Genomic DNA, 14,901 nt, shown 5'->3' with positions numbered 1-14,901 from the left:
AAATAAAATAGATTACTTGAAATTAATCCCATTAAGACGATACAATTAATTAAGCAATAAGGGTATTGAGCGAAGATTCATTTGACAAATAAGCATCTAGGATACCAAAAAGATACATAGAGCTTTCGCACAACTAAAAAAATGACAAAACAAGGGCTTGGCAAATCGCCAAGCCTTTATTTTTAGTGCGCCCGGCATGGGCGCAATCTAACGGGTGAAAGTCCCGAGTGCGGGTTGATAGTGCCAAGCACGTAGCCTAAGACAAGGGTGTCCATCGTGAGGTGGAATCTGAAGGAAGTCGGCGGCAAATCTCTGGTCTGACGAACAGAAATCACATATAAGGCAGAGTAAGCTGGGTAAGATTGCTAGACAAATCAAAGCCCAAAACTATCCGAAAGCTTGCGCGGTAAATGTGGCAGATAGATGGAGAGAAAGATTGCGTTCTTACCCGGGGAGGTCTCACAGACATGTGAAGATAAGTGAATCGAAGCATGGTTGAAATAAGATTTACTGTGAGAAGTCAGCCGAGGTCATAGTACCGAAGGTTTTTTTTTTTTTCGGGAAGGACTGAACAATAATAGAGTTCGTGATCAAAGGAAGGTGAAGTCATGTTAAGAGAGCAGAAAACCAATAAAATGGGCTGCCCTTGCCAGGGTATGCTGGAAGCAGAGAGTAACAAGGGAGTGCGGAGCGTGGCAACACTGGAAATTGCAAAAGAGAACCGCGTAAACCTGTTAGAAGAAATACTAGATCGCAACAACCTCAATGCGGCTTATGCTCAGGTAGTAAGCAAGAAAGGTACAGGCGGAGTAGATGGGATGCAAGTAGGCGGTCTGAAGCAATGGCTGAAGACAAACAGAGAAGAATTCCTTGAGTCCCTGCGAACAGGGAGATACATTCCTCAACCTGTGAAAAGGGTAGAAATTCCAAAGCCGGATGGAGGAACACGAAAACTAGGGATACCGACCGTGCTCGATCGACTCATACAGCAGGCAATTGCGCAAGTGCTAACGCCCATCTTCGAGAAGATATTTTCCGCAAGAAGTTATGGATTTCGCCCGGGCAGGAATGCGCATCAGGCAATGAAACAAGCCGAAGCGTACTACCGGGAAGGATACACGAAGGTAGTCGACATCGACCTAGCGCAGTACTTCGACACGGTAAACCATGACATGCTCATCAACATGCTCCGCGAGGAAATCAAGGATGAGAGAGTTATAGGCCTCATCCGAAGATACCTAAAAAGTGGAGTTGTGGAAGGCGGAATAGTCAGCCCTAGTAGATCGGGAACCCCACAGGGAGGAAATCTATCGCCACTGTTATCGAATATCTATCTGACAAAGTTTGACCAACTGCTGGAGAAGCGCGGACATAAGTTCGTGAGATATGCAGATGATTGTGCGCCACGAAGGCAAAGGACTGCATAGCAGTCCGAGTGCCATGCTTAGCCGTAGATGAGGGTGGGCCCCTCGGAGCCGCTATACAGGTGGAGGTTCCAAACCACCGTAAGTTGCTGTGGTCAAAAACCATGGTGGTGAGCGTTACGGAAAAGGCGAAGCTAGACTTCGTCAGGTATGTGCCAATGGAGACGAACACAAGTGAACCGCTGATAACGTGTCGAAAGCGTAGGAACGTCATCGAAACCAGGGGGGAGTCATTAATCTGGGATAAGTCTGGAGGAAACCTGTTTACTGTCCAGATGGTGGCCGGCATGAAGGCGGCGTGAACGTGGTACAGGCTTCGGTTAAGAACTTGGGAACCTGTTCTCTGATGTGAAGGGAAAACTCCAAACGGAAGACCCGTAAGGACGAAAGTACCGATGCAGAATGCAGGGGCGGAACAGCCTGTAGTAGTGATGAAGCTTCGTAACGGAAATGGAGCGAAGGGGCTGTGTTATCCAGTTTTGAACAAGGGTCAACCGATAAGGGAGGAACCAATGAACAAGACAAAACCATACGAAATCTCCAAGAAAGTAGTGCTGGAGGCATTTCAACGAGTAAAAGATAACAAGGGGACATCAGGAATAGATGGTGAAAGTATAGAAGCATTTGAAGAAAATTTAAAAGATAGTCTCTATAAAGTCTGGAATCGAATGTCTTCTGGAAGCTATTTTCCTCCATCAGTAAAGGCAGTGGAAATACCTAAGAAAAACGGGGGAAAACGCGTGTTGGGTATCCCCACTGTGGCAGATCGTGTAGCGCAGATGGTTGCAAAAATCTATTTCGAACCAAAAGTGGAGCCGTATTTTCATAAGGATTCTTATGGGTATCGACCAGGAAAATCGGCAATAGATGCACTAACAATCACTCGACAACGGTGTTGGAAATATGACTGGGTGTTAGAGTTTGATATTAAAGGCTTATTTGACAACATCGATCACGAATTACTCATGAAGGCTGTCCGAAAACATACGGATACCCCCTGGGTCATTCTCTATATTCAGAGGTGGCTCAGGGCACCTTTTCAGATGATCGATGGAACAATAAGAGAAAGAACCAAGGGTACCCCTCAAGGGGGAGTCATCAGTCCAGTACTTGCGAACCTTTTTCTGCATTATGCATTTGATAAGTGGATGGATCGAAACCATCCCGACAAACCGTTTGCAAGATATGCAGACGATGGAATAGCACACTGCCGTAGTCGGGAAGAGGCAGAGAAACTCCAAGAAAGCTTGGCGCAAAGGTTCATAGAATGCGGTTTGGAAGTACATCCAGACAAAACACGCATTGTTTACTGTAAAGATGATGATCGAAAAGGGAATCATATGGAAGAACAATTTGATTTTCTAGGATATACCTTTCGGGCGCGGAGGTCAAAAAGCAAATATGGAAAATATTTTATCAACTTTACCCCAGCAGTCAGCAACAAAGCGACCAAGGCAATGCGACGCACCATTCATGATTGGAGGATGCACTTAAAGCCTGACAAAACCCTTGAAGATCTATCCTATATGTTCAACCCAGTAATTAGAGGATGGATCAATTATTATGGACGCTTTTACAAAACAGAAATGTACTCCGTACTTAAGCACATGAATAGAGCATTGGTTCACTGGGTGAGAAGAAAATACAAGAAACTCGATCGGCATCGAAGGCGGGCAATCTATTGGTTAGAGAAAATCGCTAGGCGAGAACCAAAGTTATTCGTACACTGGAAAATGGGGATTTATCCTGTGGTTGGATGATGGGAGCCGGATGAGCTGAGAGGTTCAAGTCCGGTTCTGAGAGAGACTCGGGGTGAAATTCCCCGGGTCTACTCACCGCAATATCTATGTTCGGACAGAACGCGCGGCAAAACGGGTCATGGAAAGTTGCGTGAATTACCTAGAAGGAGAACTAAAATTACAAGTGAACCGTCGAAAGAGCCAAGTGGGTAGCCCTTTGAAGGTGAAGTTTCTGGGTTTCTCATTGCACAAAGTGGTGAGGGAAATCGGAATACGACCGCATGGGAAAGTACTGAAACGTTTTAAAGAGAAAATTAGAGAAGTAACGAGTCGCAGTCGTGGGCGCTCAATAAAAGACATATTGCAAGAATTGAGAAACTACACAACCGGATGGTTAAGTTACTTCTCTATAGCAAAAATGCGGAGTCATATGCAGGAGATAAATAAGTGGATACGACGCAGGTTGCGGATGTATCTATGGAAGCAGTGGAAGAAAATATCCACTCGATTTATGAATCTGCAAAAGCTGGGTTTAGATAGAAATAGAGCGTGGCAGTATGCTAATACCCGACTAGGTTATTGGCGTATCGCTGGAAGTGCTATTTTACAACGGACACTAACAGACAAATACCTCGAATCTCTAGGCTACATGAATATAGCAAAGAAATACGAGGTATTCCATTTACGTTAAATTATTGAACCGCCGTATACCGAACGGTACGTACGGTGGTGTGAGAGGTCGCTAAATAATTTAATTATTTAGCTCCTACTCGATTGCTAAATTACTTTGTGTTTTTATGTATTCGATAACTCCTTGCTTAGGAATTTTCCAGATGCGGTTAGATCGGAAACATTTTAGTTCACCGGATGCTAATAATTTGTAAGCAGCGTTTTTACCGATGGAGAGCATTTCACAAAGATCTTCTACGGTTACTAGATCGTTATATTGTTCAAACATGATTGTTTTACCTCCAGTTTTGTTATATTACTTAAATGTTTATTGAAAAAAGCATTGTATGTATAATTTGCAAAAATCTTATGACACGTAAGAAGTGCTAATGTAGTGCCATATAATCATCTTAAGGCATCAGAGTGTCTATATAATCTTGAATTGAAGATTTTGCAATAAAATAAGACTTGCCGCGTTTCATGGCTTTTAATTTTCCAGAACGAATTAGAACATAGATGGTGCTGGATGAATAGCGCAGCATAACAGCGGTTTCAGATACGGTAAGTAAAGCAAATGAATCAAACATAGGATTTCCCCCTTATAAAGTTTTTTAATCTTATGTTCGATTAAAAAGGTGCAGGTTGCATTATATAAAATGAAAAGAGCTATTCCATAAAAAGTAAAAGAAACATTTTTCAGTTATATATTATAACTATGAATACTTGTGGTTCTTACGGATGCGGCGTAAAGCCCTTGCAAAGGATCATAAAAACATAGAAGAGCATCGACTTTATGTCGGTGCTTTTTCATTTTAAGGAGGAGAATAAAATGGACGATGTCAAAAAAGAAGTACCACTGCAATATCTTTCGGAAGAAGAGCTGCTGTGTGAATTTATTTCACCACAGTCAGCCAGACAACTAATCTGTGAATACAATAGTTTATACAATATCATGACGCACTTATCGCTGAAACAGTTGGCAGTTGCAAAAGGGATGGGGGAAAGTAAAGTCAGAAAGCTTGCTTGTGTGAGAGAGTTCATGAAGCGTATCCAGCAAGCAAGAAAGGCACAAATTACAAGAATTACGGCTCCGGCTGATGTAGCTGCCTACTTTGCGGATATGGAGGATTTACAGCAGGAAGAGTTTCGAGTCCTGTTTTTGGATACGAAAAATCAAATTATGGGACAGAAAACAATTTTTATCGGAACCGTCAATGCAGCAATTGTATCTGCACGAGAGATTTTTCACGCAGCCATTCAAAATATGGCAACCAATATTATTTTGGTTCATTGCCATCCATCAGGAGATCCTTTTCCCAGTCGGGAAGATAAACAAACAACTGCCAGCTTGGTAAAATCAGGAAAATTGCTACATATTTTAATTTTAGATCATGTGATTATTGGTAAAAATACCTATTGCAGCATGAAAGAAAAAGGCTATATGGAAGATATCCAAGACCGATAGGCATTGCTGCTTATCGGTCTTTTTATTTGGTTACACATCATTTATATAGATTAAAAAAAGAAAAAAGAAAAGGGGAAATATCATGAAACAAGGTAGAACCATCATGGAACTTGCGAAAGAATTGGAACGCCAAAGAGCTGTGCGCAAAGATTATATTGCCGATACCCGCAGCTTGGAATTTACGACACAAAAAGGAATCAGCACATTATCATTAGGGATTAACGATGGTCTCGAACAGTTTGCGGTCAATGAACTCGCCCATCAGCAAATTGCCAGCCGCTTGCAAATACCACAGCGGTATTACAATAAAATGCGGGAAGAATACCCAAGTTTACTCGATGAAAACATCAACAGCTGGTTTGATAAAAATAGTGATCGCAGGATGATTCGTACTTTAGATGGCAGTGTTCGGGCCTTTTTATCGGATCGTTACCGTCGACTCGACAATTTAGAGCTTGCTGATGCTGTATTACCGATTATCAAAGAGATGCGGGGCGCTGAAATCTTATCCAGTCAGGTTACCGAAACCCATATGTATATCAAAGTCATCAATAAAAAAATGAAAGCAGAAGTGGGCGTGGGAGATATTGTGCAAGCTGGTCTTGTCATATCAAACAGTGAAGTTGGGCTGGGAAGTCTCAAAGTCGAACCGCTTTTGTATCGGTTGGTTTGTAAAAATGGGCTGATTGTCAAAGACTATACCCAAAAACGCTACCATGTAGGCAAACAGATTGAGATCGACGATACCGCTTATGAAATTTATTCTGATGAAACCTTGCAGGCGGATGACAAAGCGTTTTTCATGAAAGTGCAGGATACCGTTCGAACCGCTGTTGATGAAGCAAAGTTTCAGCTGTCGGTAGAAAAGCTTATGCAGACCAAGCAGGAAACAACCGGAAATGATCCGGTCAAAACCATTGAACTCTTAGCCGATCAGTATATTTTAAATCAAAACGAACGCGGCAGTATTTTGCGTCACTTCATTATGGCAGGTGACAATTCTAAATACGGTTTGATCAATGCCGTAACACGGGGCAGTCAGGATGTAGAAAGTTATGGAAGGGCAACGGAATTAGAGCGGTTAGGTGGAGAACTATTAGCACTGCCGCTGATTCGGCGTAATCTCCTGACAAGCCATGTTACCAACGCAGAAGCAACCATGAAAAATATAACCAATGTCATTTCGCTGGCAAGATAGGAACAGAAAGGTGTGGATATCATGTGGATCGTCGATTGTTTAGAAAATAAAGCCGTTCAAGCCGAAATTCGTCTACGGAATCAGACCCTTGGCATTAATTTGCAAATGGATTTTGGGAAAACGATCAGTCTTACCCTTAGCTATATACAAGCCAAAGTTTTAGCAGAAAACATCCTTGCCGCTGCGCAGCAAATGCAGATTACACTGGATGTGAAAGAAGATGCAATACATGGATCAATTGAAATTACCCATAAAACACAGGGAAATGAAGGAGGAGAAACCCAATGCCAGCAAAATATTTTATCTGCCCTAGTGGAAAAACTGTCAAAATCGAAACCTGCTTAAAAACTTGCAGCCAAAGATGTATGTTCCTGCCGACGCTTAGGGCTATTGCCAAATCATCCGATCGGGGCTTGCGTGAACCTTCCGTTACAGAATTAATTGGCGGCACTAGAGAAGCTTATTTAAAGAAAATAACCGCCTATGCAGTAAAACCACAAGATGCAGTTTATGCGATTCATGGCAGTGCTGTTCATACAATCAACGAAGGCTATACAGAAGGAAATATGCTCAGTGAAATTCGCTTAAAAGATGAAATTACCTCCGGTAAGTTTGATCTATATGGGCAGATTATCGATCACGATGAAGGTGTCCTGGGCGATATTAAAGTTACCAGTTCCTATAAAATCATGAAAGCGTTAGGTCATTATAAGATTGATGTGCCAACAGGGGAATTCTTTAAAACCGGAGTCCGAAAAGGACAGCCGAAATCCAAAAAAGAATGGTGTTACGATGGCGTGAAAATGGTCATGGAATGGGCCCTGCAATTAAACTATTATCGAATTCTCCTTGAAAAACAAGGCTTTCCCGTGAATAAAATGGTGATTCAAGCCATGTGCCGAGATAACAACCTCCGGGTTGCCAGTGAACGTGGTATTGATCAGTCCATTTATTTAATCCCGATCCAAAAAATAAGCAATCGTTGGATTAAGCGTTATTTTAAAACCAAAGCCCGTGCACTTCAGCAGGCTTTAAACCAGAAAAAACTGCCTTCAATCTGTAAACCAAGAGAACGCTGGAACGGTAGAAAGTGCAAGGATTATTGCAGTGTCGCCATGCAGTGCCCTTATGGAGCGGAAATACAGATACAAAGTGGAAAATTTCTACCGGAAGTTGGCTGATCATGAAGCAATTTATAAAAACAGATATAAATACAAGAAAACCCGATGCGGAAAAAGTATCGGGTTTCTTTTATAGGAGGAACTATCATGCAAAAAATAGCAAAAAAACTGGTACAAGTCATGCAAGAATGCAGCTATATTCAAAAAACAGGAATCAATGATTTCCACCATTACCGTTATGCAACCTCGGCGGATGTACTGGAAAAAATCAATACGGCGCTGGTGAAACAAAAACTTTGCTCAGTGGTACTGCCGGAGATTTTACAGCAGGCAGATGTAACGACAGCTAAAGGCAATATCGAGCATATGGCTACGGTGAAGATTGACATTATGCTGATTGATGCGGAAAGTGGTGAATCCGTATCCTTTTCTGGGATTGGTACAGGGCAGGACAGTGGTGATAAAGCCGTTATGAAAGCGCAGACTGCCGCTATAAAATATGCGTATCTTCTTAGTATGGCAATTAGTACCGGAGATGATCCAGAAGCAGATACCAAAACAGATGAAATTACATTGGTGCCCGTTCAAAAGAAACAAATAGTACAAAATGATGTAAGTGTTTGCAGTACATGCGGCTTCAAACTAACACCTGGTGTAAGAAACGTATCTTTAAAGAAATTTGGCAGACCTTTATGTATGCAGTGCCAGAAAAAAGCACAGGGAGCAGCCTGAAGAACAAAAACCAGCTGCCAAACCAGCAAGTCCGTCATATCTATGCGAATATCCGTGCAATCTAGGCGGACTACAAGCTGTAACTTTATGTCATACTATGAAAAGGCAATAAATACCACAAGGGAGAGGTTCGAATTGAATGCCTTTATGTATAAACAAATTGGCAGAAAAGTTGCCTATTATCGTCAGCTAAGAGAACTGACACAAGAACAGCTTGCCAGCCGGATTCATATCAGCACCAGTTCTATCAGCCGGATTGAACGAGGAAAATACAATAATAATATTCCATTGTCCATGCTCATGGTGATTGCTGAGGGGCTTAAGATCGATTTGGCGATGCTGGTTACATTTAATGAACAAGAAAAGAAAATTCGCTGGGATGGTCTCTAACAGTATCTCTTGATGTATGAAAATGTTTATAGGATAAAAAGTGGTGTATTATTTTACGAATGATTGCTCTGTAAAGGAAGTGATTGTATTTGCCAAAAATATCATATGCAATTTCACCTGCGTTGCTGAATCAGGTTGGATTTAATAAGAAAAAACGCGATAAATTCATGAAAAATGTTGCAAGTGGTATGAAAATTCAGGATGCATCCGATGATGCGTCTGGGTATCAAATCTCAGAACGTATGCGTGTGCAATTACGCAGTTTAGAACAAGCCACAAGGAATACACAAAATGGAAGTTCCTTATTGAAGGTAGCCTCAGGTGGTATTCAAACGGTTGTTGAGAATTTAAAGACCATGAAAGAACTCGCTTTGCGATCTAGTAACGGAATCTATACAGATAGTGATCGCTTGGCGATGGAAAAAGAATTTCAAAGCTGCCAGGATTCAATTGATACCACTGCAGAAACAACGACCTTTAATTCAAAAGTTTTACTCGACGGAACCTATCGGAATCAAGATTTGCGAGCTGTTGACGCTGTTGTTGCACCTAAAATCATCAAAGGAAGTATCGGTGCAGCGAATGCGGGAAAATATACCATTTCGCAAGATGGTATTTATGAAGTCGATGCTGGCTTTACGGGAACACTGAAAATTGATGCTGTAAATGTTCAACTCAAAGGATCGACGAGTTCAAACCTGGCTAATATAAATATCGAATGCGAAAAAGAAGGGGTGAATTTATCTCTCAGCAATGTCTTTATTACCAATGATAGCAGTTATAAAAACAATATTTTGAAGTTTACCGGTATTGGAAATTCTTTGACAACTTCAGGAACCTGTGGATTTCAATATAATGCTTTAAGTAATAATGCATCATTAAATATTGGACAGGAACTTGAAATTACCAATCATGGCAGTCTGACCGTAAAAAATCTTGGGCTTGGTTTTGGTGCGGCGATTGGAACGAACAGCAATCAAACAGCAAAACGTCTTACCATCGTTGGCGGTACGCTAAATGCAGGATCGTATTCAAGTGGAGCTGCCATCGGAGCAGGCAGTGGTGGTGGGGTTGATACCATTAACTTGCTGAATGTGAAAATCGATGAAGTTGCCACCAATGGAGCCAGTGCCGCCATTGGTTGTGGTGTTGGTCCGTCTAAAGTTAGTAATATTACCCTTAGTGGATGCAGTGGTAAAGTCGATACGCTTACCTTTAAAGGAGACTTTGGACAAAATGAAGCAGGTACCGGATTTCTCGGAAGAACATCGGTTTTTGATAGTTCCGTTCTCTTTAACAGCAAAATGATGGACACTACAATCTTGAATCCCTTAAAACTTCAAACAGGAGTCCGTGCAGATGCTCAAATGTCTACCTATATGAATCAGCTGGATTGTGATTCATTAGGGGTTGATGTTTTAAGCGTGACAACGGATCAAAAAGCGAAAATTGCCATGAAACGTCTGGATAGTTCGCTCGACTATGCACTGCATGAAAGTACGCGCATTGGTGCCTATATCGATCGGCTAGACTATACCGAAGCCAACAATACAACAGAGTATGAAAATGTAACCAATTCTGAAAGCACCATTCGTGATGCCGATATGGCAAAAGAAATGGTGTCATATACCAAATACCAAGTTTTATCACAGGCATCACAAACGATGCTTGCACAAGCAAATCAACAACGAAGTAGCATTTTAACACTGCTTCAATAAGAAAATAGATACTGGAGTTCGATCATTAGCAAAAGGGAATAAATTTAACTTGCTATAGATTTGTATGAAATTTATAGCAAGAATGTCGTATTTTAGGCAAAGGTAGTTTTACGAAATGTAGTATTGGCTTTGCTTTAGAAGAAGGAGTACATGAAAATGGAACTTATTTTATTTGGAGTATATGTATTTTTCGGAGCTATGGCAAATTCATTTTTAAAGCATAATCTTTTACATATTCAAACAGCTTATGTATTTAGTATTAGCAATTTTATTACAGAAAAAATTATTCTGGCTTGTCTGTTGGGGTGGGTTACGATTCCAGTTGCAATGATAATGCGGATTTTTGGCGTAGGAAAAGCTGGGTGATACGTAAGCGTATGTGATTAAAAAGTAAATACTTTACAAAGAATAGATAAAACGAAGGATAAAGACGGTACAGTTTCAAGGGCAATAAAAATAGTTATACTCGGTTGGGTATTTGACATAAAATTTAGTAAATTTACAGCAGAGCTTATTATACAGAATAAAGCAAATTTCTAAAAATAAATAAATTTAATTCAGAATTGAGAGGAGTAAAAATCATGCAAAAAATTTATTGTTCTACTTGTGGCACACAACTTATGGAGGAAAATGGACTTTGCTCAAAATGCGATGCGAAGGTAGAAGTTAATAGGTATTTAGAAGAGAATGAAGTTGAACTGCAACCAGTAAATGTAAATGAAAAAAAGTTGCCCGCCATTTCCAATCAGGAAGGAATAAAAAGCAAATTTTTCACATCTAAAGGAAGATTGAATCGGAAGGCTTATTTTCTACGGGGGTTGATTATTACGGTATTCGGTCTTATATTTGCTCTTTTAGCAAGTGTGATTGACACGGAGGCAGGGGCGTTGGTATTCATTGTAGCCATGGTTCCTGTTCTGATTTCTCATGTGATGTTAGGGATACGGAGATGGCATGATCTAAATAAATCTGGTTGGTTCATCTTAGTGGGGTGTATACCGATCATAGGAGCCTTTGTGGGACTATATGTGTTGTTTGCGGCAGGCACGAAAGGCAATAACACATATGGATCTGATCCGTTAAATCAGGAAATCTAAGAAGTTTTTTGATCGATATAAATATAGAAGCATTTTTCTTTGGCGACAGAGAAAATACACATGGGAACGTGTATTTTGATAATTGGAGGGCATCAGCAGTGACTGGTGCTCATTTTAGTTTCAACCAAAAACAGATAGAAGGGGGTAAAAGTGAGATGAAAAAAAGAATTTTGATGATGGCTATTTTATTTCTGATGGTATTTTTAATTACAGGCTGTGGTGGTGATGATAAGGCCAATGCTTTAACCAGCCTTGACCAGAGAACCAACGTTGTGCGGGACGGGCATTTAAATGAACATCCTGACGTAAAAATCAGTGATGCGTATGATGGCTTTTTCAGCAATGCCCAATGGAAATATTTTGACAGTAAAGATGGTAAAAAAATCGTGGAATTTAGTGGCAACTGCACGTATAAAGACAAGGAAATCAATGTAAGACAACAGTTTATTCTAGGGGATGATGGTACGTTTACCGTAGGTGCGGTGGCATTTAATGATATAGACCAGGACCAACTGATAGCAAGTGTTCTGATTTCCAAAGTGTATGACGAGTATTATGCAAAACATCCAGAACTTAAAGTATCCAGCCCAATTCAGCAGGCACAGGAGCTGCTAAAAGATAAAAACATTCAAGGCACGGTGCTTGCAACTTCCATGGGAAACAATCCGGATGGCTATTTATCGCTTGTGAAAGATGTAAATCGGTACGAATTTCTGCTTTGCGACCTGAAAAATAAACAGATCGCAGAAATACAATTTTCACAAGAATTGTATCGTTTTCCGGCAAATAAACAACAAAAATATGTACCACCGTTGATTTTTAATATGACCATTTTAAAGGATGTACATGACCGCGATGACAAAGATGGGAGCTGGAACGGACCCAATCATCGAATTCCAATCTACGCATTGTATAAATTTGATGAGAATGGAAAAGTGATACCAGGTATGCTGACAACAGCTTGGGGCGCGAATCCTTCCCATTACCAAGGGTATTTAAACGAACAAAAAAATGTGGATCTTGCCAACTTGTTTTTGACAGAAATGACATCCTTACAGGAAAATTGTCAATTAAATCAGGTGGAGGTATCTTTTTAAACTGGAAGGTTAAAGAAATTCATTTCGTTAAAAAGTGTTGCAAGACAAAAGATATGTAATGAAAATTTCAAAAATTAAAAATGGAGATGGTAGACATGACGAAAGAAATGGAAAAAGTCCCTGCAGAAACTACATTTATTATACCTGAAACAAAAAGACCCTTTATTCTGGGTGGACATTTTGGACAAGGATTTAACAATGTTATATTGGCGGATACAACTGGAGCAATGACCGTTAGCAGATATAAACGGCACTTTTGGTTTTTCAATGGTAAAAAAGAGGTTTATGAGTATAATGTCCATGACATTGAAAGCATTGAATACAAAAAGAAGGTACATGGTCGAACGAAATTCCTTATAGCTATTGGGGTTTTGTCAATGCTGTTTACAGGGGGTCTTTCTGGTGTTTATATTGTAGCGTTGCTAACTTGCTTTCATGAACGCAATGTCACGATTTATATGAAAAATGGAGAAGTATGTAACTTTAGAGACATCATAAATTTCTATGAAGTAAATGATATGGTAGAGAATATATTGCGTGTAAAGCCAGAGGTTATAGTAAGCAAAAACAAAAATTGAAAATAGGATACTACATAAAAAGTTTTGGAGGGTTTGAAATGTTGAAAACAAAAAATCTTGTTATTGGTTTCTTATTAGCAGTACTGGCAATGGTTGTGGTGCCAGTAAATATGCTTCCCCACGCATATGCAGACATGTCTTTTGATACAGGAAAAGACATATTTCAAAGCACGTGGAAAGTGAATTATCCAAATGATCTTAGTATACAATGGTATGCAGCTATAACCGATGATGATTTTCTTGGTATGGGGAGTTATACGATTGATGAAACGGCGTTACCCAGCCCTTCACAATATAGAATCACGATACATCTCAATAATGAGCCAAACGTATATTATTGGGTTAGGATATATGAGGGGATTCATGGTTATAGTATGAAAATCGAGAAAGCTGATAAAGGCTGGCATCATGTGCTTGATGGCTGGAGAAGTATAAAATAATAAGCTATAAAAAACTAAGACTTAAAGAAAAGCTCGATTACTGTATTGGAATTACTAAATATAGTGGATGTAATAAATTCAGAAGTCAATATAGAGTATTTGACTTCTGAATTTGTTAATTGATAAAATTCTGGGGAAACGAGTACGCTTCGCGGATTTTGTAGTGGACAAGCCGGTGGGCATAAAGGTACGGAGACAGCTAAAACTATCTTTTGAGTTTTGCAATCAGTATAGATGATGATATCTTGAGGTGGATTTGAATACTGATGGGGGTGTATCACAGATAAATCAAAAGAGGGAAGAAGTTGTAAAGCAATTTCATAAAGTATCTTTACAAGCAACAAAAACGTTGATTTTTGTGAGTCATGTGGCATCGGTAGTACAGAAAAAGCAGGGTGACATTCAAACGCGAAATATGGAGATTCACGTAGTAAGGTTTGTCAAAAGAAGCGGCAAGGTATAGCCTAAGACGATATAGAATAAAAAAAGAGGACTTTTGCAGATGAATACTTGCAGTAATTTCAATAATTATAATATAATAGATTTTAATCATAACATTAAAACTTATTATATAAGGAGCGGGTTATATGAAAAAAATTTTACAAGTAAAAATTCAGCATGATTATACCACTTCATCAAAAGCTGGCATGGATGGAGCTTTTCAAGTAATTGCTGTTGCTGGGGTTGATGAAGATAAACAGACTATACAATTTCAGCTAGATGCAGGAACACATTATTTTTCTAACAATGAAGTAGTAGAAAATTTGAAAACCCAATATCCCCAATATGATTATTCTGCAGTGAAGATTGAAGATGATGACTAATGAGTTTTTTATGTTTGTATAAATAAGCATAAGGTTTGTATTCGACTAAGATGTATTTGTTTTATAGTGTGGAAAGTAAAAAATAAAATGATGAGAATATCGAACTTTTGGATAAAATAATTCTAGCAGTTACTGTATAAATTTTCAGTAACTGCTATTTTTATTTAGGTAAGCGTCAAAAATGCCGTTACCTTGACAACACGTCAGTTGGTAACGGCATTCGTTTTGCAGTAAGCTGGAACGAAATTCGGCATTAATCGTTGCAGTGCCTCAACATCATTTCGTATATTCCAGTTTGGTGCATTTTTGAAAATATAAGTCAAATATGCATATGGATTTAAACCATTTTCTTTTGCAGTTTCTATAATGCTAAAAACAATGGCACTGGCTCTAGCTCCTCGACTCGTAT

The 14,901-nt window shown here is 39.7% G+C and carries 19 protein-coding genes and 1 pseudogene; 17 read left to right on the top strand and 3 right to left on the bottom strand.

Annotated elements, in window-relative coordinates; translation table 11 throughout:
- The first annotated feature begins 692 nt into the window (after nucleotides 1-692).
- The 3 genes from ltrA (F606_RS21670) to F606_RS24050 all read left to right on the top strand — a co-directional run bounded on the left by ltrA (F606_RS21670) (nucleotide 693) and on the right by F606_RS24050 (nucleotide 3,854).
- Nucleotides 693-1,427, top strand: coding sequence for a group II intron reverse transcriptase/maturase (gene ltrA / locus F606_RS21670; RefSeq protein ID WP_245542151.1), 735 nt, complete (start codon nucleotides 693-695; stop codon nucleotides 1,425-1,427).
- 509 nt (nucleotides 1,428-1,936) lie between these two features.
- Entirely contained in the window at nucleotides 1,937-3,184 is a 1,248-nt protein-coding gene (gene ltrA, locus F606_RS0118405; protein WP_026329485.1) for a group II intron reverse transcriptase/maturase, read from the top strand.
- 118 nt (nucleotides 3,185-3,302) lie between these two features.
- On the top strand, nucleotides 3,303-3,854 hold the full coding sequence (locus F606_RS24050; RefSeq protein WP_211210103.1) for a group II intron maturase-specific domain-containing protein: 552 nt from the start codon (nucleotides 3,303-3,305) through the stop codon (nucleotides 3,852-3,854).
- 75 nt (nucleotides 3,855-3,929) lie between these two features.
- Here the strand turns inward: F606_RS24050 and F606_RS0118395 are convergent, their stop codons facing one another.
- Both F606_RS0118395 and F606_RS22820 read right to left on the bottom strand, forming a co-directional pair.
- Complete coding sequence (locus tag F606_RS0118395; RefSeq protein WP_019555360.1) at nucleotides 3,930-4,121, bottom strand: helix-turn-helix domain-containing protein; 192 nt, start codon at nucleotides 4,119-4,121, stop codon at nucleotides 3,930-3,932.
- A 121-nt stretch (nucleotides 4,122-4,242) separates the two neighbouring features.
- A complete protein-coding gene (locus F606_RS22820; protein WP_019555359.1) occupies nucleotides 4,243-4,419 on the bottom strand; it encodes a helix-turn-helix domain-containing protein in 177 nt (58 codons plus the stop codon).
- A gap of 242 nt (nucleotides 4,420-4,661) precedes the next feature.
- On the opposite strand from F606_RS22820, the gene radC reads away from it, so the two are divergent.
- The 14 genes from radC (at nucleotide 4,662) to F606_RS0118320 (ending at nucleotide 14,492) form a co-directional block, all read left to right on the top strand.
- Complete coding sequence (gene radC, locus F606_RS21660; RefSeq protein ID WP_019555358.1) at nucleotides 4,662-5,297, top strand: RadC family protein; 636 nt, start codon at nucleotides 4,662-4,664, stop codon at nucleotides 5,295-5,297.
- Between the two features lie 82 nt (nucleotides 5,298-5,379).
- Nucleotides 5,380-6,495, top strand: a complete 1,116-nt coding sequence (locus F606_RS0118380; RefSeq protein ID WP_019555357.1) for a DUF932 domain-containing protein — start codon at nucleotides 5,380-5,382, stop codon at nucleotides 6,493-6,495.
- 21 nt (nucleotides 6,496-6,516) lie between these two features.
- Nucleotides 6,517-6,840, top strand: coding sequence for a hypothetical protein (locus F606_RS0118375; RefSeq protein WP_019555356.1), 324 nt, complete (start codon nucleotides 6,517-6,519; stop codon nucleotides 6,838-6,840).
- The gene (locus F606_RS0118370; RefSeq protein ID WP_019555355.1) at nucleotides 6,780-7,676 is read left to right on the top strand and encodes a hypothetical protein; all 897 of its coding nucleotides are present in this window, start codon (nucleotides 6,780-6,782) and stop codon (nucleotides 7,674-7,676) included. Before F606_RS0118375 ends, F606_RS0118370 begins: the two co-directional genes overlap by 61 nt.
- 87 nt (nucleotides 7,677-7,763) lie before the next feature.
- Nucleotides 7,764-8,348 carry an ERF family protein gene (locus F606_RS0118365; protein ID WP_019555354.1) on the top strand — a complete coding sequence of 195 codons (585 nt, stop codon included), beginning with the start codon at nucleotides 7,764-7,766 and terminating at the stop codon, nucleotides 8,346-8,348.
- 135 nt (nucleotides 8,349-8,483) lie between these two features.
- Nucleotides 8,484-8,738: a type II toxin-antitoxin system RelB family anti-toxin gene (locus tag F606_RS0118360; protein ID WP_019555353.1), complete on the top strand. Its 255-nt coding sequence runs from the start codon at nucleotides 8,484-8,486 to the stop codon at nucleotides 8,736-8,738.
- 89 nt (nucleotides 8,739-8,827) lie between these two features.
- A complete protein-coding gene (locus F606_RS0118355) occupies nucleotides 8,828-10,456 on the top strand; it encodes a flagellin N-terminal helical domain-containing protein (RefSeq protein ID WP_019555352.1) in 1,629 nt (542 codons plus the stop codon).
- A gap of 156 nt (nucleotides 10,457-10,612) precedes the next feature.
- Nucleotides 10,613-10,822 carry a hypothetical protein gene (locus F606_RS0118350; protein WP_019555351.1) on the top strand — a complete coding sequence of 70 codons (210 nt, stop codon included), beginning with the start codon at nucleotides 10,613-10,615 and terminating at the stop codon, nucleotides 10,820-10,822.
- Nucleotides 10,823-11,037: 215 nt separating this feature from the next.
- Nucleotides 11,038-11,553 (top strand): DUF805 domain-containing protein, encoded by a 516-nt coding sequence (locus tag F606_RS21655; RefSeq protein ID WP_019555350.1) that lies wholly within the window; start codon nucleotides 11,038-11,040, stop codon nucleotides 11,551-11,553.
- 155 nt (nucleotides 11,554-11,708) lie between these two features.
- Nucleotides 11,709-12,650 carry a hypothetical protein gene (locus F606_RS22475; RefSeq protein ID WP_154651211.1) on the top strand — a complete coding sequence of 314 codons (942 nt, stop codon included), beginning with the start codon at nucleotides 11,709-11,711 and terminating at the stop codon, nucleotides 12,648-12,650.
- A 95-nt stretch (nucleotides 12,651-12,745) separates the two neighbouring features.
- Nucleotides 12,746-13,228, top strand: a complete 483-nt coding sequence (locus F606_RS0118335; RefSeq protein ID WP_019555348.1) for a hypothetical protein — start codon at nucleotides 12,746-12,748, stop codon at nucleotides 13,226-13,228.
- A 38-nt stretch (nucleotides 13,229-13,266) separates the two neighbouring features.
- Nucleotides 13,267-13,668 (top strand): hypothetical protein, encoded by a 402-nt coding sequence (locus F606_RS0118330; protein ID WP_019555347.1) that lies wholly within the window; start codon nucleotides 13,267-13,269, stop codon nucleotides 13,666-13,668.
- A gap of 256 nt (nucleotides 13,669-13,924) precedes the next feature.
- Nucleotides 13,925-14,131, top strand: a complete 207-nt coding sequence (locus tag F606_RS0118325; protein ID WP_019555346.1) for a hypothetical protein — start codon at nucleotides 13,925-13,927, stop codon at nucleotides 14,129-14,131.
- Nucleotides 14,132-14,255: 124 nt separating this feature from the next.
- Nucleotides 14,256-14,492 carry a hypothetical protein gene (locus F606_RS0118320; protein WP_019555345.1) on the top strand — a complete coding sequence of 79 codons (237 nt, stop codon included), beginning with the start codon at nucleotides 14,256-14,258 and terminating at the stop codon, nucleotides 14,490-14,492.
- Nucleotides 14,493-14,787: 295 nt separating this feature from the next.
- On the opposite strand, the pseudogene F606_RS24045 reads toward F606_RS0118320, so the two are convergent.
- Nucleotides 14,788-14,901 (bottom strand): annotated as a pseudogene (locus tag F606_RS24045) (transposase domain-containing protein); the annotation flags it as partial.

The sequence above is a fragment of the Propionispira raffinosivorans DSM 20765 genome, from assembly GCF_000381065.1.
Taxonomy (GTDB): Bacteria; Bacillota; Negativicutes; order Selenomonadales; family Selenomonadaceae; genus Propionispira; species Propionispira raffinosivorans.
The sequence above is the reverse complement of the archived record's forward strand: the minus strand, read 5'-3'. Positions and strand labels throughout refer to the sequence as shown.